This is a genomic window from Corallococcus sp. AB030, assembly GCF_003668965.1.
GTDB lineage: Bacteria > Myxococcota > Myxococcia > Myxococcales > Myxococcaceae > Corallococcus > Corallococcus exiguus.
On sequence record NZ_RAWQ01000027.1, the window covers coordinates 46,738 to 64,841 of the forward strand.

Annotated in this window: 17 protein-coding genes; 3 read left to right on the forward strand and 14 right to left on the reverse strand. The window is 69.2% G+C overall.

Annotated elements, in window-relative coordinates; translation table 11 throughout:
- Window positions 1-29 precede the first annotated feature (29 nt).
- From D7Y15_RS09795 to D7Y15_RS09805, 3 genes are all read left to right on the forward strand, one after another.
- Window positions 30-377 carry a hypothetical protein gene (locus tag D7Y15_RS09795; RefSeq protein WP_120576771.1) on the forward strand — a complete coding sequence of 116 codons (348 nt, stop codon included), beginning with the start codon at window positions 30-32 and terminating at the stop codon, window positions 375-377.
- An 18-nt stretch (window positions 378-395) separates the two neighbouring features.
- On the forward strand, window positions 396-665 hold the full coding sequence (locus D7Y15_RS09800) for a hypothetical protein (protein WP_120576772.1): 270 nt from the start codon (window positions 396-398) through the stop codon (window positions 663-665).
- Between the two features lie 87 nt (window positions 666-752).
- Window positions 753-3,368, forward strand: a complete 2,616-nt coding sequence (locus D7Y15_RS09805; protein WP_158629028.1) for a carboxypeptidase regulatory-like domain-containing protein — start codon at window positions 753-755, stop codon at window positions 3,366-3,368.
- Window positions 3,369-3,374: 6 nt separating this feature from the next.
- On the opposite strand, the gene D7Y15_RS09810 is transcribed toward D7Y15_RS09805, so the two are convergent.
- The 14 genes from D7Y15_RS09810 to D7Y15_RS09875 form a co-directional block, all read right to left on the reverse strand.
- Complete coding sequence (locus D7Y15_RS09810; protein ID WP_121752382.1) at window positions 3,375-4,073, reverse strand: S8/S53 family peptidase; 699 nt, start codon at window positions 4,071-4,073, stop codon at window positions 3,375-3,377.
- Entirely contained in the window at window positions 4,070-4,360 is a 291-nt protein-coding gene (locus D7Y15_RS09815; RefSeq protein ID WP_121752383.1) for a hypothetical protein, read from the reverse strand. Before D7Y15_RS09815 ends, D7Y15_RS09810 begins: the two co-directional genes overlap by 4 nt.
- Window positions 4,361-4,386: 26 nt before the next feature.
- The gene (locus D7Y15_RS09820) at window positions 4,387-6,171 is read right to left on the reverse strand and encodes a peptidase domain-containing ABC transporter (protein WP_158624400.1); all 1,785 of its coding nucleotides are present in this window, start codon (window positions 6,169-6,171) and stop codon (window positions 4,387-4,389) included.
- 17 nt (window positions 6,172-6,188) lie between these two features.
- Complete coding sequence (locus tag D7Y15_RS09825; protein WP_121752385.1) at window positions 6,189-9,173, reverse strand: DUF1611 domain-containing protein; 2,985 nt, start codon at window positions 9,171-9,173, stop codon at window positions 6,189-6,191.
- Between the two features lie 51 nt (window positions 9,174-9,224).
- Window positions 9,225-9,443: a hypothetical protein gene (locus D7Y15_RS09830; RefSeq protein WP_014394285.1), complete on the reverse strand. Its 219-nt coding sequence runs from the start codon at window positions 9,441-9,443 to the stop codon at window positions 9,225-9,227.
- A 55-nt stretch (window positions 9,444-9,498) separates the two neighbouring features.
- Window positions 9,499-9,720 carry a hypothetical protein gene (locus D7Y15_RS09835; RefSeq protein ID WP_120576778.1) on the reverse strand — a complete coding sequence of 74 codons (222 nt, stop codon included), beginning with the start codon at window positions 9,718-9,720 and terminating at the stop codon, window positions 9,499-9,501.
- Window positions 9,721-9,764: 44 nt separating this feature from the next.
- Window positions 9,765-9,986: a hypothetical protein gene (locus tag D7Y15_RS09840; protein WP_120566677.1), complete on the reverse strand. Its 222-nt coding sequence runs from the start codon at window positions 9,984-9,986 to the stop codon at window positions 9,765-9,767.
- Window positions 9,987-10,088: 102 nt separating this feature from the next.
- Window positions 10,089-10,646 (reverse strand): hypothetical protein, encoded by a 558-nt coding sequence (locus D7Y15_RS09845; protein WP_121752386.1) that lies wholly within the window; start codon window positions 10,644-10,646, stop codon window positions 10,089-10,091.
- Window positions 10,643-11,557: a class I SAM-dependent methyltransferase gene (locus D7Y15_RS09850; RefSeq protein ID WP_121752387.1), complete on the reverse strand. Its 915-nt coding sequence runs from the start codon at window positions 11,555-11,557 to the stop codon at window positions 10,643-10,645. The genes D7Y15_RS09845 and D7Y15_RS09850 overlap by 4 nt, the downstream gene beginning before the upstream one ends.
- 67 nt (window positions 11,558-11,624) lie before the next feature.
- Window positions 11,625-13,130, reverse strand: a complete 1,506-nt coding sequence (locus tag D7Y15_RS09855; protein ID WP_120576781.1) for a hypothetical protein — start codon at window positions 13,128-13,130, stop codon at window positions 11,625-11,627.
- Window positions 13,131-13,341: 211 nt separating this feature from the next.
- Window positions 13,342-14,841, reverse strand: coding sequence for a hypothetical protein (locus D7Y15_RS09860; protein ID WP_121752388.1), 1,500 nt, complete (start codon window positions 14,839-14,841; stop codon window positions 13,342-13,344).
- A 129-nt stretch (window positions 14,842-14,970) separates the two neighbouring features.
- Window positions 14,971-15,744 carry a hypothetical protein gene (locus D7Y15_RS09865; RefSeq protein WP_121752389.1) on the reverse strand — a complete coding sequence of 258 codons (774 nt, stop codon included), beginning with the start codon at window positions 15,742-15,744 and terminating at the stop codon, window positions 14,971-14,973.
- Window positions 15,745-15,795: 51 nt separating this feature from the next.
- Entirely contained in the window at window positions 15,796-16,920 is a 1,125-nt protein-coding gene (locus D7Y15_RS09870) for an ABC transporter permease (RefSeq protein ID WP_120576784.1), read from the reverse strand.
- 2 nt (window positions 16,921-16,922) lie between these two features.
- A partial coding sequence (locus tag D7Y15_RS09875; protein WP_148712734.1) for an ABC transporter permease occupies window positions 16,923-18,104 on the reverse strand: 1,182 nt, incomplete at its 5' end.

Sequence of the window (18,104 nt, forward strand, 5' to 3'; positions counted from 1 at the left end):
TAGGCTCGCTGCACAGGGAGGTGCGGTCCGTGGAACGCGTCCAGGGTGGGGTCGGCCGCTCCGGTCATGAGGTCCGGAGCGAGCTTGAGCGCGCGCAGGTGGAGCTGGCGGCCGCGCGGCGCAAGGTGCAGGAGTTGGAGCAGACCCTGGAGGCGCGCTCCCGAGAGGCCCGCAAGTGGCAGGCGCGGGCCGTGAAGGAGCCCCGGCCGGCTTCGGAGTATCGAATCGTCGCGTTCGTGGTGGGGGTAGTGCTGGGAGGGGTGTTGCTCCAGTGGGCCGTCGTCTGGGGAGGCGGCAGGATGCCTCCGGAGGCCTCCAGTCCCACGTACAAGCCAGCGTGGGACAGCGGACCTCCGCCCACCTTCCCGGTTCCGTAGCCCCAAGGAGCTTCGCCCATGGAACGCATGGAGAATCCCAGCACTGAAGCCGACGCCGAGCTCACGCGGGTCCGTGCCGAACTGGACGCCAGGCACGGAGACATCGCGCGGCTGGAGCAGCAACTGGAAGCCGTGGCCGCCGACACCGAGCGCTGGAAGACGCAGACCATCGCGGGGCCCACCGCGCCCGTCAGCTCCTGGCTCATCCTGCTGCTGGTGGGACTGCTCGTGGGGGGCGCCGTGAGCGTGCTGTACATCTTCCTCGCGGGAGGCCGGCTCCACCCGTGACGGCTTCACCGTGCGGGGACGCGCGCGCCGCTTCGGGGGATACTGGTGGCCATGTGCCCCATGGAGGCGGGGGCGAGGACGGCGGGCATGCGCAGGTGGCTCATCGGTGGAGTGGCGGTCCTGGTCGCGTGCGGCCTCGTGCTGTTCTGGGCCCTGCGCTCCGGTGGCCCCGTCACGCAGGAGAGCAATGCGGAAGCCACGCTGACGCGGAAGCGCCCCGCGAACACCGTGCCCACACCGGAGCGCTCCGGCCCCGTGGAGGGGCTCCAGGAGTCGCAGTCCCCGAGCGAAGCGGATGGCGTCCTGGACGTGGAGGTGCTGTCCGATGGAAAGCCTTCACTCGGAACCACCGTGCGGCTCTACGCAAGGGGGGCGCGGGCGTCCACCTGGACGCTGATGGGCTCTGGGGTCACGGATCCGCAAGGCCACGTCCGGCTTGCCTCCGGGCCCGGGCGCTATCTCGTGGCGGTGCGCGCTCCGGGCCGGACCCCTCTGCTGCATGACGTGTCCCGCCCGCTCGGCGAGTCGCGCACGGCGCTGCGGATCTCCCTGGAGCCCGCGCAATCACTCGCGGGCCGCACGGTGGTGCGCGGAACGAATGAACCGTTACCGCTCGTGGAGATCGTCCTCACGGCGCACGCCCATGACCTGGAGACCTGGCAGCGCCCGGATGCTCCCGACGACGAGCGCGTCTATGCCACGAGCGACGAGCGGGGGAACTTCCGCATCGACGGACTCACCCCGGCCACCTACAAGCTGGAGGCCCGCGCCCCCGGCTACGCGCGCCTGGTGCTGGGCCGTCTGCTCATCCCCACGGAAGGCCCGCTGACGCTGGCGCTCCGGCTGGCGAGCGTCATCGAGGGCTTCGTCGTGGACTCGAAGGGCCTGCCGGCCGCGGACGCCGAGGTGCGGGTCGGCGGCAGCGCCTCGCAGGTGGTGACGACGGGTGCGCAGGGTGGCTTCTCCGTGGAGGTGGAGCCCGGCTCCCATCTCCTGTCCGCGCGGCGCGGCGAGGAGTCCGGCGCGCTTGACCTGCCAGTGCTCTGCGCCGCGGGCAGCACCGTGCGCGACGTGCGCATCCAGCTGGGACCGGGCGCGGTGCTGGAGGGCCGCGTCGTCGAGGCGCTTTCGCGCAAGCCGGTGGAGGGAGCGCGCGTCGACGTCAGCCGCTCCGGCGGGGACGCGGACCCCGGCGTCGCCGTGTCGGACGCGGAGGGGCACTTCCTCGTGCGGGGGCTTGCCCCCGGCGGCTACGACGCGAAGGTCACGGCCTCGGGCTACTCGCCCGCCATGCGCCGGGGCCTGACGGTCAGGCAGGGCGAACGCTTTCCCGTGGAACTTCAGCTCTCGGGCACCGGCGCGGTGGAGGGCCAGGTGCGAGACCGGAACGGAGCGCCGGTGGCCGCGGCCCGGATCTCCGGCGTCAGCGGCTGGAGCCGCGGAATGGAGTTGAGCTCCATCGAGGCCCGCACGAACGCGGACGGCCACTACCGGCTCGAGGGAATCGCCACGGGCATCCTGTCCCTCTCCGCGAGCCAGGATGGGACGACGGCGGGCATCCGCCAGACCGTCTCCGTGGAGGAGAACCGCACGGCCCGGGCGGACTTCACCCTGGATGGCACGGGGACCCTCGAGGGCAGGGTGCGCGCGGCCCGTGGAGACCTCTCGGAGGGTCAGCTGGAGGTGACGGCCATGGCGGACAGGCAGCCGGGGGCCACGGGGATGATCCTCGGCAGTGCCGACGTGGGCGCGGACGGGGTCTTCCGGATGACCCTTCCCGCTGGCGCCTACACGGTCACGCTCTCGGCGCGCGGCCGTTTCGCTCAGGGCAAGCCAGAGCAGGTGCGCGTGGAGGCGGGACGGACGGCCCAGATCGAGTTCATCTGGGAGGAACCGCCCGAGGAGCGCGCGTTCCGGGGTGTCGTCCTGGAGCAGGATGGCTCGCCGTCGCCCCATGCCGTCATCACCCTCACGGCCGCGGAAGGAAATGGCACCCCCCTGTCGATGACACCCTCGGATGAGGAGGGGCGCTTCGCCGTTTCCTTCCGACCGGGCTTCTCCATCCCGAACCGCGTGCTGCTGGGCGCGCGCAATGGAGGACGCTCGAGCGCGCCCGTGCCCGTCACGCTCGAAAAGGAGGTGGTGGTTCGGCTGATGCCCGCGGCCTTCCTCCGCGGCCGCGTGGTGCGCAAGGGCGAGCCCGTTCGCGGCTTCACCCTCTCCCTCCAACTCCAGAGGGGCTACCTCTCCAAGGGCGGAGGCCCCTTCGAGTTCTCCGGCGACCGCTTCGAATTGCGCGACGTCCCGCCCGACCCCGTGAAGCTGACGGCGCGCACGGTGGACGGTTCCATTGGTGAGATCACGGCTTCGCCCACCACGGGCGCGGTGCTCGAAGTGGACATTCCCCTGGAGGCCTCCGGCACCGTTCGGGGCCGGGTGGTGGACGGGGCCACGAAGGCGCCCGTCTCCGGCGCGTTCGTCTTCATCGAGGGGGAGCAACCCTTGCTGGAGCACGTCTCCAACGCGGAGGGCCGCTTCTCGCTCGGCGGGGTGCGCGCGGGCGAGCGCGTCCTCCTCATCCTGGGCGGCTCTTCGCAGGGGCGTCTGCGCCGGCCGTTGAAGATGAAGGACGGTGACGTGCTGGACCTGGGCGATGTGGCCACGGAGGTGACGCCGCCCACCCAGGGCGCACCCGCGCAGTGAGCTGCCTCAGCCGGGCTTGCGCCGCCATCCAGGCGGAGGCCCCTCGCGCAGCACCTCGGCCACCGCCACCGCGCAGGCGAAGCTGGTCGTCATGGGCACCTGCATCCAGTGGCCGCCCATGTAGAGCTTCACCTCCCGCTCCTTCACGACGTGGTCCACCTTCACGTCCGCGCCCACGCGCTCCATGAGGGCGGGGTCGCCCACGGACACCACGGACTCCAGCTGCGCGGGCAGGGTGGGCATGCCGCCCGCGGACGAGGCGATGATGGCGCCCCGTGCCGCCGCGCGGTTCGTGACCTCCCGCATGGATGCCTCCAGCGCGCGGTGGGTCGTGCCCAGGCTCAGGTTGAGCACGTCCACGCCCACCTCATCGAGCATCCACCCCATCGCCTCCACGAGGCACAGCGAGTGTCCTCGGATGTTCTGGTCGAGGACGCGGGCGACGTAGACCTCCACGTCCGGCCAGGGACGGACCTGGTCGTAGAGGATGCTCAGGACGGCCGTGCCGTGCCCGTGCGTGTCCTCCATGTCCAGCGTGCCCGTGCCGTCCCGCCACGCCTCCAGCTCCTCCCGTTCGTAGGCGCGCGCCTCCAGCACCTGCGCGTCCAGGTCGAGCGAGAAGGTGGCCGCTCCCGCGAGGTGCATCGCGTGCTCGCGCAGGAAGGCCACCTCCACGCCGCTGTCGATGATGCCCACCTTCTTCACGGCGAGGTGCCTCCCGGGCGCGAAGGGCTCCAGAGCTTCAGCTGCCGGAACACATAGGTGCCCAGCGACACGGACTCCGTGCGGGGCGGGACGGCGTCCGGAACGGACACGGTCAGGTGCACGAGCGAACCCGCGAGCACCATCCCCGCGCCGAGCACCAAAATGAGCAGCAACGTGAGCGTGCCAATGCGCCGCACGACGAAGAGGCCGGCGTGGTCCGGGTCCTCCAGGAGCGGCAGCCGCGAGGGCAGCGGCTGCGCGGTGGGGCGTGGGAGTTCGTTCGCCATGACCGGGACCCTTCCTTTCCGCCGCGTCAGGCGGCGTCCGCCTCGCCCATGCCCGCACGGAACAGCCGCTGATACGGCGCGCAGCGTGCGAGCAGCTCCGTGTGCGGCCCCTGTCCCACCAGCCGGCCTCCCGCGAGCATCCACACCTCGTCGGCCAGGGGCGCGTTGGCCAGCCGGTGCGTGATGAACACCACCGTCTGTCCGCGCTCCCGGGCCCGCGCGAGCAGCGCCCGCACGATGGCGGACTCCGTCTCCACGTCGAGCTGCGAAGTGGCTTCGTCCAACAACAGCACGGGCGCGTCGCGCAAGACCGCCCGGGCCAGCGCCAGCCGCTGCCGCTGTCCGCCAGAGAGGCTCGCGCCCGCCTCGGCCACCGGCGTGTCGAAGCCCTGCGGCAGCGCGGCGAGGACGGACTCCAGCGCGCACAGCCGCACGGCCTGCCGCAGGTCCTCCTCGCTCACGGCGGGGAGCCCCAGGGTGAGGTTGTCGCGCACGGTGCCGTGGTACAGCTCCACGTCCTGCCACACCACCGCGAGCTGCCGGCGCAGGTCGGACAGCTCCAGCGTCCGCGCGTCCTTCCCGTCGAACAGCACGCGCCCCCGGCCCGGCTCCTCCAGCCGCGTCAGCATCCTCGCGAGCGTCGTCTTCCCGGAGCCGCTGGAGCCAACGATGGTCACCACCGCGCCAGGCCGGATGCGCGCGCTCACCTCGCGCAGCACGTCCTGCCCGGGCAGGTAGCCGAAGGACACGTCCTCCAGCTCCACCCCGCCAGAGAGCCGCTGGGTCAGCGGAGCCGGCGGCGTCAGCGAGCGGGCCGGGTCCTGCTCCGGCGCCTCGTGCAGGTACTCGAAGAAGCGGCGCAGGTGGACCCCTCGCTGCTGCAGGCCGGTGACGAAGCCGATGGCCTCGATGACCGGCCCGCGCAGGTACGCGGCATACGCCACGAAGGCCACGAAGCCGCCCAGCGTCAGCTTCCCCTGGATGATGAGCCGCCAGCCCAGCCAGGTGAACAGCGCCGTCTGCGCGGCCTCCACCGTGCGCTCGAACAGCCGCATCAGCCCCTCCACTCCGTGGGCCCGCAGGTGCGCCCGCAGCACGGACCGCATCAGCCCCGCCGCGCGCTGGTAGATGAACGGCTCCAGCGCCAGCACCTTCGTCGTGCGGCTCTGCCGCAGCGTCTCCACCTGGAGCGCCTGGAGGGCGCCGTGCACGCCCATCACCTCCTGCCAGGCCATCCCCATGGCGCGGCCGATGACGAGCGGCACCGCCACCACGAAGGGCAGCGTGGCCACGGCCGCCAGCGCCAGCTCCCAGTGCAGCGACGCCAGGGTGAAGGGGATGACGACCAGGAAGGTGAGCTGCGAGAAGACGAGCCGGATCAACCCCAGCACCAGGGCCATGCCCGCCTTCGCGTCGTCGAAGCGGCTGGTGAGCTCACCCACCTGACGCCGGGAGAAGAAGCGGTCCGGCAGGTGCTGCAGGTGGTTGAAGAGATAGAGCGTGGCGGAGCTCTCCAGCTTCACCGTGAGGTACGCGGAGTAGTAGCCGAACAGTGACTCCACGAGCGCCGCCGCCACCGACGCGGCGAGGATGCTCAGCACCAGCACGTGCAGAAGCCCCAGGTCCCGAGGGGACGACACGTGGTCGAACAACAGCCGCGTGAGGAAGGGCGGAATGAGCAAGAGCCCGGTGATGACCGGGCCCAGGAGCGCGCTCCTCAAGAGCGAGCCCCACGCGGGACGCAGGAGCCGCAGCAGCGCGGCGAGATAGCGCGCCGACTGCCGCAGCCCGGGGGCCCCTTCTTCCTGCATCGCGCCGCCCGCTTCCATCACAGGTGCGTGAGCACGCTCCGCGCCAGTGCGTCCACTTCCTCCGGAATGGCGTGGACGCGCAGGCCGGTGTGCTGCTCCATCTTCCGCCGCGCCTCCTCCAGCACCTCGTCCCGGACGCCCAGGAACCACGTCTCCGTCCAGCGGCTGCCCAAAAGCTTGCGCCCGCCCATCATCGCCAGGCCCACCACCGTGCAGGGCACGTTGTGCTCGCGGGCCAGCGACTCCAGATATTCGCGCGTCGCGATGACGTCTTCCGGCTTCGTATCCACCGCCACGGTCAGCACCACCAGTCGCGGCAGGAACGTCTCGTAGATGAGCGTGGAGGCGTTGGCCCGTTTGTCCATGCCTTGCGGCACGTAGAGCAGGCCGTTCTGCCCGCCGGTGATGACCACGTCGCAGTCGTTCGCCAGCTCCTGCATGATCCGCCGCTCGAACGCCAGCCGCTGCGGGGGCTCCACACGCAGCACGCGCGAGTAGCCCGTGTCGGAGCCCAGCAGGATGCCCGTGGGCTCGGTGGCGTGGTGGCGCACGCGCACGTGCTTCGCCAGCGCCTCGCGCAGGTAGACCTGCGTGGTGAACTTGCCCTGCACCGTGTCCGTGCCGAAGACGCCCAGCAGGTTGCGCGGCCCGTAGTCCTCTGGGCCCGGCTTCGCGAGCGCGTCCTGCTCCGGCACCGCCACGCGGAAGAAGAGGTGGGGGTCCGGCTCCAGCCCGTCGAAGAGGTCGTAATAGAGGATGTCGTCGTACAGCGACACCACCGGCAGCCGCCTGCGCGTGGCCACCTCCAGCAGCGCGCGGACGTGCGGGACCTCCGTCTCGAAGTTGAGCGAGCAGGTGAAGACCACCGCGTTGAAGTCATGGCTCGCGATGGCCGCCGGGTCGTTCACCACGGGCACGGACAGCTCACCCGCCTGGATGTACGTGCCCGCGTCGCTGAGCGTCACCGTGTCGTCGAAGACGACGCACGCCGGGGCCGGGCTCCGGTCGCGGAAGCGCAAGAGCGCGTAGCCCTCTTTGTTGTATTTGAAGACGGCGGTCCGCTTGCCCGCGAGCACCTCCATCACCTGCGCGCGCGTGTACATGTGGCGGCTGCGCAGCGTGGGGTTCATCTTGAGGGGCAGCCGCTGGTCGCCCTCCCAGATTTCACCCAGCTTCTGGTACAGCACCTCCGGGTCGTACTTGGGATAGGTGCGGGTGTCCGGCGCGATGAGCAGCGGCACGCCGTAGTCCGGCATCTGGAAGACGTGCTCGCGCTCGGAGCCCTCCACGCGCAGCGCGTAGCGGCCCTGCGGGTGCAGCAGGAAGTACTGGAACGCGACGCGCAGGCCCGCGACCTCCAGCACCTCAGCGTCCAGCGTCAGCTCCCGGCGCGCTCCGGTGTTCACGCCCTCCAGAGACAGCCGGCGCAGCAGGAATGGCGGCTGCTCCTTCTCGTCGGCCTTGCTCACCTGGATGAGCACGCACTTGAAGGGGTCCACCGGGAAGGACGTGAGCAGCTCGGAGGAGAAGTCCTTCAGCCGCGACACGACATCCGCGTAGCGCGCGAGGAACAGCGCCCTCGCCCGGTCCCGCTGCGTCGGATCCGGAATCATGAAGAGCAGGTCGCTGCCGCTGAAGACCTCGAAGCGGCGCCACGTCTCGCGCGTCTCCGCGTCCACCGGCTCCGGCAGCTGCGCCTCCACCAGCTTGATGAGCGCGTACATCCACGCGTTGCCCGGCGTCAGCCAGTGCTCGCTGTAGAAGTCGCGCCCCCACGTCGAATAGTAGAGCCGGGGCAGCGACGGCGGCGCGGGCGGCGGCGTGGCGGCCTGGATTTCGACGGGCGCGGCGGGCTGCATGACGCCCTCCAGCCACTCGATGCCTTCGTGCCACCAGTGGCCGAACAGCTCCGTGTCGAACGCGAGCACGAACGTCTGCCCGTCCTGGACGAGCGAGCGGCGCGAGTCCAACAGCTCCCAGAACTCGCGCACGTGCTGCTTCACCTGGGTGCGGGCCGCGTCCACGTCGTAGAGCGCCTTCTGGCCCAGGTCGACCTTCTGCCCCGTCACCGCCTGGTACTTGAGGCCCGTCCACATGTGCCCCCGCTTGTTCGCGGGCACGGGCACGCCCATCTCCTCGAAGTATTCAGGCCGCACGTCGAAGCCCACGTCCCGGAAGAACTCGCGGTACACCGGGTGCGCGGGGAACGTGGACTCGGGCGACTTCCACAGGTACAGCCCGATGCGGTAGTCGTGGACCATCACCTCCAGGTCCTCGTGGCGGAACACGCCGCTGGGGTCCTGGGCCTGGGACGCGCCAATGCCCGTCAGGCTGAGCGCGGTGCGGCGGATGCCATGGCGCGTGAGCACGCGCTCCAGCCCCGGCTGGAAGGCGCACTCGGGCAGCCAGAGGCCGTCCGGCTCGCGGCCGAAGAGGTCCTGGAAGGACTCCACGCCCCGCGCCACCAGCCGGTCCGCGACGGCGGGCTGGAAGAAGGGCAGGAAGTTGTGCTGCGGCGTGGACGTCCACAGCTGCACGTTGGACGCCCGTGAGCGTCCCAGCGAGGCGAACACGTCCCGCAGGCTGTGCTGGCGCAGGAACGCGAGGCTGTCCTCCACGCGGCGCAGGTACATGCCCGCGGTGCGGTGGACCCGTGCGAGCGATTCGTCCGACAGGGATTGGGGGAACTTCTCGTAGCGGTTGTAGAGCTCCAACCGCGACGTGCGCTCCAGCTCGCGCGTGGCGATGCGCTTCAGCAGCTGGAGGTAGCCGGTGTAGCGCTCCTCGCAGGCGACGAGCTGCTCGAAGAGGCACGGGGTGAAGGACATCACCAGCGTGCCGGCGAAGCGCTGGGCGTCCCAGCGCTCCAACATCCGGAACAGCGGGATGTACGTCTCCGTCAGCGCTTCGAAGAGCCAGTTCTCCGGCTCATCGAAGAGGGACCCTTCGCCCAACACCTGCGGCATGTGGGTGTTGAGGATCAGGGTAAGGCGCGTGTTCATGAGGGGACCGCGAGACGGGGGGAAGCGGGGAAGGCACAGCGGACCGCGAGGCTAGGCGCCGCCGCCGCAGTCCTCGGAGGGGGACGTCGCGCCGTCCTCGGAACACAGCCGGTGGGCCGAGTTGTAGAGGTCCTGCCAGACCGTTCCCGGTCCCGAGGCGACGAGCGTGTACGTGGTGCTGGAGAAGTTCGACGTGGCGAAGCCCTGGACGTCCGGGCCTCCGTTGACCTGCTCCAGCAGCTCCGAGACATCCTTGCGCGTGAATCGCATCGGGGACCTCCGTGTGGCGGGTTGGAACGGCGGAAGGGAAGGCGAGGGCCGCAGGCTAATAGCAGCCGAACGTGGAGCGGTCCTCGGCGGTGACGGTGCCGCCGTCCTCGCAGGTCCACTGGTAGGTCCAGTAGTTCTGCCAGACAGCGCCGCCGCCAAAGGAGGGAACCAGGTTCCAGGTGGAGCCGGCGAAGGTGGAGGTGCCGAAGCCCTGGACATCCGGGCTGCCCTGCACCTCGTTCAACAGGTCACTGACGTTCTTGCACGTGTAACGCATGGGAGTGCTCCGGGAGTGGCGTGGGGAGACGGCGAAGCGGGGCGCTAGTAGCAGCCCACCTGGGACCGGTCCTCGATGACGACCTGGCCACCGTCCTCGCACATCCGGTGATTCGGGTTGTAGATGTCCTGGTAGATGTAGCCGCCCGCCGACGGGGTGATGTTGTACGTGTAGCCGCCGACCGTGGACGTCCAGAAGCCCGTCACGTCGGGGTTGCCCTGCACGGTGTCGAGCAGCTCGGAGATGTTCTTGCGCGTGTACCGCATGGTGAGGACTCCAGGGGATGAGGGGAAGATCAGCGGAGCCCTGAATCCTAGAAAGGGACGGAGGAGCGGGCAAGGCAGGGCAGGGTAGGGCCACCGGAAGTGTCAGGAAGCACGTGTGGCTTTGTGTTTCACGGTCTCACCGGACCCACCGACAGGAAGCCGGGGCCGCATGCCTGCGTTCAGCCAGGGTTCGAGCGCGAGCTGGACGCCGCACGCCGCGACCGTGACGAGCGCGGCGGTGAAGCCCGGCGCCTTCCACGCGCCGACGACGGCCGCCGTGGCGATGACCCAGGGGCGGATCAGCGTGAACGGCCCCAGGACCACCACGCTCGCGAGCGTCCGCACGTCGGCCTCCGCGGCGGCCCAGACGCCCATGCCCATCAGCGTCAGGGTGGCGTACGGCAGGAGCACCCAGAGGATCGCCTGCGCGCAGACGAGCAGCTGGGGGAACAGACCCGGTGAGAACAGGCAGGCCCCGGCGATGCCAGCACCCACCAGCGCGGTCGTGAAGAGTCCCCGCCCCATCCCCCGGCGGATGGCGGCCCGGTAGTAGTCGGCCTTGAAGATGCGGGCATCGCGGCCCGCGGCCACCCGGAAGCCGCAGAACGCGGCGTCGGTGATGGCGAGCAGCGCGAGCAGCACCGGCAGGACGGCGTTCATGAAGTGGAACCCAGCCGTGAGCGCAGCGGGCCCAGGTGGCGCTGGAGCGGTTCCCACAGGTCCGCGCGCGTTCCCACCGTGGCGCTCATGGGCCGGAGCACGGCGCCGAGGAGGTTCCGGGCCCCGTCCAGGGACGCGCAGGTGAACCCCGTGGCAGCCCTGGCCGCCGACAGCAGGGTCTGCGTGGGATGGGCGCGCCGTGCGGAGACCACGCCATCGTGGCGCGCGAGCGGCTCCCGCATGCGGGCCTGGTGGAACATCCACGAGCCCCAGGGCGAGAGCACCGAGTGCTGGATGTCGTAGTGCACGAAGGCGTGCCCCTGCCGCTGGCCGGCGAAGAACGCGCTCAGGTCGTTCCCGCGAAAGTGATGCAGGACGCCCGTGGAGATGAAGATGTGTCCGGGCTGCTCCAACTGGAACGCGTTCGCGACCCGGAGCTCGCATGAGAGGGATTCCTCTTCCGCGAGCCGCCGGGCGTTCTCAATCAGCGTCACATTCATGTCACAGCCGATGATTTCGACGTCGCGTCCCAGCCGCCCATGCGCCGCGAGCGAGCGGACTGCGTAGCCAAGCCCGCAGCCGACATCGACGATGCGCAGCGGAGGCTTCACGCCGGAGTCGCGCAGCGCCTGCAACAGGGGCAGCAGTACGCAGCGGATGCGGTCCGCCTGAAGGAACTCCTCGCTCAGCCGCTGCAGCTCGATGTGGGAGCGCAGGAGGGCCAGGCTGCAGGCCTCGAAGTCGAGCGTGTCGTTGGACGAGGGAAGCCGCTGCACGAACCGCGCGGCGGACCGCTGCCCGTTCGCCATGAGCCGGGCCACGACGGCTTCGCGCGACACCGGCCTGGGCTGGAGCGTCGCGACGTCGTAGTCGACGATGAGGTCGGAGATTTCGAGCAGGTCGGATGGCATTCCAGCGCGTGAGCGCCGGAGTGTACCTCAACGCCGGGGCGGCTCAGCGCCCCGGCGCCGTCCCTGCCTACTCCCCTGCGCCGGTCAGCCCTGGCGGGCAGCTGAAGGTGGCCGGCACGGCCCACAGCTGGCCCTCCTCGGCGTCATCAAGGGCGGTGAAGAAGATGCGATGGCCCACGCGGGTGAACGAGCCCGGAAAGTGGATGTCCGCCAGCCGGCCCTGCGTCGCCACGGAGCCCCGGGTGAAGTAGGGGAAGACGGGCCCGATGGGGTCTGGCGCGCCGCCGAACAGGACCTGACCCTTGCCGGTGGCGAACAGCGGGTAGCGGTACCCGTACTCCACATTGGGATTGTCGAAGAGCTGGCGGGTCCCCGCGGCCGTTCCATTCGTCGCCCACAGCGAGACGTCCCTGGATACGGGGGCGTCGCTTCCAATGCTCATGAAGAAGTAGATGTCGCTGCCGGAGACCACGGCTGTCCGCACGGCGGGATAAGCGTACTCGTCGGAACCGTAGGGGTTGGGCAGGGTGGTGATCCCCGTCTTGCCACCGCCGCTCAGGGAGAGCCGGTCGATGCGAAGCCGCTTCGTCACCGGATTGTCCACGGACGTCAGATAGACATACGCCCCCAGAGTCCCGAGCAGGCTCACCCGCCTGCCGAAGGCTTCCAGGCGAACGGTCCCCGCGGCGGTGCCATTCGTCTTCCACACCTCGAAGTCGGGGCCGTCCTCCAGGATGAACAACGGAGGCTCACCCGGGCGGCTCACGTCCGTGAGGTAGGTGGGCCCCGCGTCCAGCCGCTTGACGGAGGTGGTCCCGGCCCGCGTGCCGTCGGTGCGCCACAGCGTGGTGCCCGTGTCCTCGGAGATGAAGAAGAGCAACGCGTTGCCGACCTTCAATGTGTCGTTGCCCAGGTCCGGGGTGCTGGTGAAGCTCCGCACCCGCAGCGTGCCGGCAGCCGTTCCGTCGGACCGCCACAGCTCCGGCCCGGCCCTTCCTCCCGGCAGTGGCACCCAGCGGAAGAACACCAGGCGGCCATTGAGCTCCGTGGCGTTGGTCATCACGGAGCCTTCCGATCCGGGCGTGATGTCCTTGACCAGCTGGGTCCCACCCGCCGTCCCGTCACTGCTCCAGAGCTCCATGCCGGTGGTGTCGGTGCGGGTCTGGAAGAAGAGCGTGTTGCCCACCGCGACGAGGTTCTGGGGTTGATAGACGCCCGGCGGCCCCGGAAACGCCTTCAGCGGGACGGTTCCCGCCTCCGTGCCGTCGCTGCGCCACAGGAACGAACCGGTGTCGAAGGAGGAGGTGACGAAGTAGAGCGTCCCCTGGACGTTCGTGAGCTCCCCCATGAATCCCGCGGAACCCGGGGGCGTGATGGCCGCCACCCGGGCCGCCACCCCAGGAGGGCACGCCTGGGCGGTCACCTCGCGGGAGTCGTCCTCCACCGTGGCCACGGGGAGGGCCTCCGCTGGCGAAGGCCCAGGCCCACCCGACAGCTCATCTCCCTGCAATCCCCCACAGCCCACCCCTGCCAGACACAACCACAGCAGGGTGCCCCAATTCCTTGCATGCATGTCCACACCTCCCGGTCCACGACGCGCGGAGGGTGGGTTGCGAGGCTTTGCGTTCCAAGAGGCATCCCAAGGAGGTAGGAGTGTCGCGAGACCGGGTCGCGAGCTGGCGGACCGCCGTCGAGGCGAAGCCGCTGTACGGGGCCGTCCAGCGAGTGATTGCCGGAGTGTACCTCAACGCCGGGGCGGCTCAGCGCCCCGGCGTCGTCCCTGCCTACTCCCTCGGGCCGGTCAGCCCTGGCGGGCAGCTGAAGGTGGCCGGCACGGACCACAGCTGGCCCTCGTCGGCGCCGTTGACGGCGGTGAAGAAGATGCGATTGCCCACGCGAGTGAACGAGTCCGGAGAGTGGATGTCCGCCAGCCGGCCCTGCGTCGCCACGGAGCCCCGGGTGAAGTAGGGGAAGGCGGGACTGCTCTGCTCCGGCGTGCCGCCGAACAGGACCTGGCCCGTGCCGGTGGCGAACACAGGAAAGCGGTCCTCGTAGTCCGGACCAGGGCTGTCGAAGAGCTTGCGGGTCCCCGCGGCTGTCCCATTCGTCGCCCACAGCGACACCTCCAATGGCCCAGGGTGGTCGGCTTCGATGGCCATGGTGAAGTAGATGTCGATGCCGGAGATCACCGCCGTCTGGAGTACGGGATACGCGAGTTCGCCGGGCGCGTAAGGGTTGGGCAGTGTGATGACCTTCGTCTTGCCACCGCCGTTCAACGAGAGCCGATCAATGCGCAGCCGGGCCGGGTCTGAATTCTCCACGGACGTCAGATAGACATTCGCGCCCAGCGTCCCGAGCAGGTTCACCCGCTTTCCGAAGGCGTCCAGGCGAATGGTTCCCGCGGCGGTGCCATTCGTCTTCCACACCTCGAAGTTGGGGCCGTCCTCCAGGATGAACAACGGCTGCTCACCCGGGCGGCTCACGTCCGTGAGGTAGGTGGGCCCCGCGTCCAGCCGCTTGACGGAGGTGGTCCCGGCCAGCGTGCCATCGGTGCGCCACAGCGTGGTGCCCGTGTCCTCGGAGAACACGAAGAGCAACGCGTTGCCGACCTTCAAGGTGTCATTGCCCAGGTCCAGGGTGCTGGTGAAGCTCCGCACCCGCAGCGTGCCGGCGGCCGTTCCGTCGGACCGCCACAGCTCCGGCCTGGCCCCACCTCCCGGCAGCGGCACCCAGCGGAAGAACACCAGGCGGCCATTGAGCTCCGTGGCATTGGTCAGCCCGGAGCCTTCCGAGCCGGGAGTGATGTCCTTGACCAGCCGGGTCCCACCCGCCGTTCCGTCACTGATCCAGAGCTCCATGCCGGTGGTGTCGGTGCGGGTCTGGAAGAAGAGCTTGTTGCCCACCGCGACGAGGCTCTGGGGCTGATAGACGCCGGGGGGGCCCGGAAACGCCTTCAGCGGGACGGTTCCCATCTCCGTGCCGTCGCTGCGCCACAGGAACGAACCGGTGTCGAAGGCGGAGGTGACGAAGTAGAGCGTCCCCTGGACGTTCGTGAGCTCCCCCATGAAGCCCGCGAACCCCGGGGGCGTGATGGCCGCCACCCGGGCCGCCACCCCAGGGGGGCACGCCTGGGCGGTCACCTCGCGGGAGTCGTCCTCCACCGTGGCCACGGGGAGGGCTTCCGCTGACGAAGGCCCACCCGACAGCGCATCCTCCGGCACTCCCCCACAGCCCACCCCTGCCAGACCCAACCACAGCAGGGCACACCAATTCCTTGCATGCATTGCTTCTCCTTCCGGTTCACAGCGGACGGAGGGTGGGTTGCGAAGCTTTGCCTTCCAAGGGGCACCGGGAGGAGGTAGGAGTGTTTTGACGTTTTTACCTGTTTTGATTGTCCATGGCTGGGTTCTGACTCACGGCCGGCGGCGAGGCAGTCCGATGAGGTAGGTGATGCTCATTCCATTCACCCGATGAACGCCGTGGTGCCACTTGTACCCGTCGTTATCGAGCCCCTCCGTCAGCTCCTCGAGGTCTTCCGGTGTGTAGGTCCGCAGCGACGACACCACGCCATCCCAGAGGATGAGCAGGGGGATGATGGGCACCAGGTAGGTGAGGACCAGCCGCCACCACTGCCTGGGCCGGATGAGCAGGGTGAAGCCCCATACCAGGGGGATGATGAGCAGGATTTGGAAGAGGACGTACAGCAGCGAGCGCTGTGTGAGCTCGAAGGCCGCGATGGGAACGCCGCGCGTGGCGGCGTCCGCGAGGAGGGCTTTCGCCTGCTTCGGGCGGAAGTGGTGCAATCCCTCGAACAGGGTGCGCAACCCGGTGAGCTCCTCCGGGATGTGCATGACGTCGACCGGAGTGTCTTGGTACCGCACGCCCTCGGGCAGCTCCGGCACCGGGGTGGGGTGGAGGTCGGTGAGGACCACCTCCGCCTCACTGTGCACCCGGCGCAGCGCTGGGAGCAGGGTGCGCCAGGGTCCTCCCGTTCCCGAGCACAGGTCGATGATGCGGTTCGTGCCGGACATGCGCAGCAGATCCGCCAGCTGGGGGGCCACGGAGTCGTAGGGGCGCGTCTTGTCGAGCACGACGTGCAGGTAGTCGACCTCGCCACGGCGCAGCGGCGCGGGCAGCCACGACTGGTCGAGGAACTCGAAGAGGTGGAGTCGGGGGAGCAGTCTCATCGCCCGGAGGATAGGGCCTCCCCGGGCCCGTCTTCCATCTCTCCGATGGCCCTACTTGCTCACCGCGATGGACTTCCGGAACAGCGCCAGGCTGTAGACGAAGAAGCCCACGCCCACCGCGCTCACCATCAGGAACTGGCGCCAGACGGCCCACAGCCCTCCGCCGCGGTAGATGATGACCTGCGAGAAGCTGACGAAGTGCCGGGCAGGCAGGAGGTACGTGACGTATTGCAGCCACTTCGGCTGGCTCTCCACGGGCGTGCTCCCGCCGGAAAGCAGCATCAGCACCAGGACCACCAGGATGATGAGCAGCGCGAACTGCGCCATCGAGCGGGAGATGGTCCCCAGGAAGATTCCGAGCGCCGTGGCGAAGAACAGGTAGAGCACGACGCCGACGAACCACAGCACCACCGAGCCGGCGAACGGCACCTTCAGCGCCAGGTGCACGACCAGGAACAGCGAAGCCCCGGTCGCGACGAGAATCACCAGGCCGTTGGCCCAGACCTTCGCCATGGCGATCTCGAACGAAGTCAGCGGCATCACCAGCAGGTGCTCCAGCGTTCCGTGCTCGCGTTCGCGGATGACCGCCGCGCCCGTGAGGACGACCGTCAGCAGGGTGATTTGATTGATGATGGCCACTACGCTCTTGAACCAGGACGACACCCCGTTGGGGTTGAAGAGCTTGCGGACGATGAGGTTGACGGGCTTCGGTCCCGTCTGCTCCGTGCGCTTGAGGAAGGACGAGATGCGGTCGTTGAGGATGTTCTTGATGTAGCCGGAGCCGATGCCCGCCTGCTGCATGGCGGTCGCGTCGATGTTCAGCTGGACGTCCGGATTGCGCCCCGCGCGCAGGTCGTGCTCGAAGCGCGGCGGAATCACCACGACGAACATGAACCGGCCCCGGTCCATGTCCGGCTGGATGGCATCCTCGGTGATGACCTCCGGCGACTTGAAGCGGGGCGGATAGAACGCGTTGAGCAGCTCCTTGGACAACGCGGACCCGTCCTCGTCGACGAAGGCAATCGAGGCGTTGTTCACCTCGCTGGAGGTCCCCGTGGCCTGGACGTAGATGGCCAGGGTGAACGCATAGACGACGAACACGACCAGCACCGCGTCGCTGAGCAGGCTGCGGATCTCCTTGAGCCCGAGCCACAGGATGTTCAGCAGCGAGTTCACTGCTACTTCTCCTGCTTTCTCAGGCCGAGGACGCTGATGGCCAGAAGGAGGGGGACGCACACGGCCAGGAAGGCGACGTCCCTCATGATGAGGCCCGCGCCCAGTCCCTTGGTGAAGGCGCCCAGGCTGGCGTGCATGTAATAGGTGGCCGGCCAGATGGAGCCGACGACCTTGGCCCCACCCTGGAGCGTGGAGACCGGCTGCAACAGGCCGGAGAACTGGATGGTCGGCACGATGGTCAGGATGGCCGTGACGAAGACGGCCGCGACCTGGCTGCCGGTGAAGGTGGACGTCACCATCCCAATGCCTGTCGTCGCCATGACGTAGAACAGCGCGCAGACCACCAACGTCAGGAAGCTGCCCTTGATGGGGACGCCGAAGACCACAATCGCCAGCGCGGTCAGGATGAAGAAGTTGGCCATGCCGATGACCACGTAGGGCAGCTGCTTTCCAAGCAGGTACTCCAGCCTCCCCGTGGGCGTGACATAGAAGTTGATGATGGACCCCAGCTCCTTCTCACGCACGATGCTGACCGTCATGAGGATGGCTGGGATGAGCAGCAGCAGCAGCGCCGGGACGCTCGGCACGATGGAGTAGATGCTCTTGAAGGTGGGGTTGTAGAGGTAGCGCTCTTCGATGTTGGCCCTGGATTCCTGCGCGCTGGCGGAGTGGAAGCCGCTCGCCGGATCCCGGAGCATCCGGTTGTGGACCCCCTGGACGTATTGCTCGACGGTGTCGCCACGGAAGGTCATGGCGCCGTCCACCTGCGCCAGCACCTCGGGGCCGGAGCCCCGGCGGAGGTTCAGACCAAAGCGGGGCGGAATCTCCAGCACCACCGAGACATCGTCTGACTGGAGCCGACGGAGCGCCGCGTCCGCGGACGGGGCTGGCGGGGTCGGGGCGAAGTAGGGCTTCGCAGCGCTGAACTGTTCCAGGTACGCGCGGCTCTCGGGCGACTGGTCCATGTCCAGCGCGGCATAGCGGATGTTCTCGACGTCGGTCGTGATGCCGAAGCCGAAGACGAGCATCAACACCGCCGAACCGATGAAGGCGAACGCCAGCCGGACCTTGTCGCGGAGAATCTGACTGGTCTCGTTGGAGGCATACGCGAGCATCCGGCCCAGACGCAGCCGGAGTCCGGCCCGGTCCGCCCGCGGCGCGGCCGTGGGCGGACCGGGCCGGAC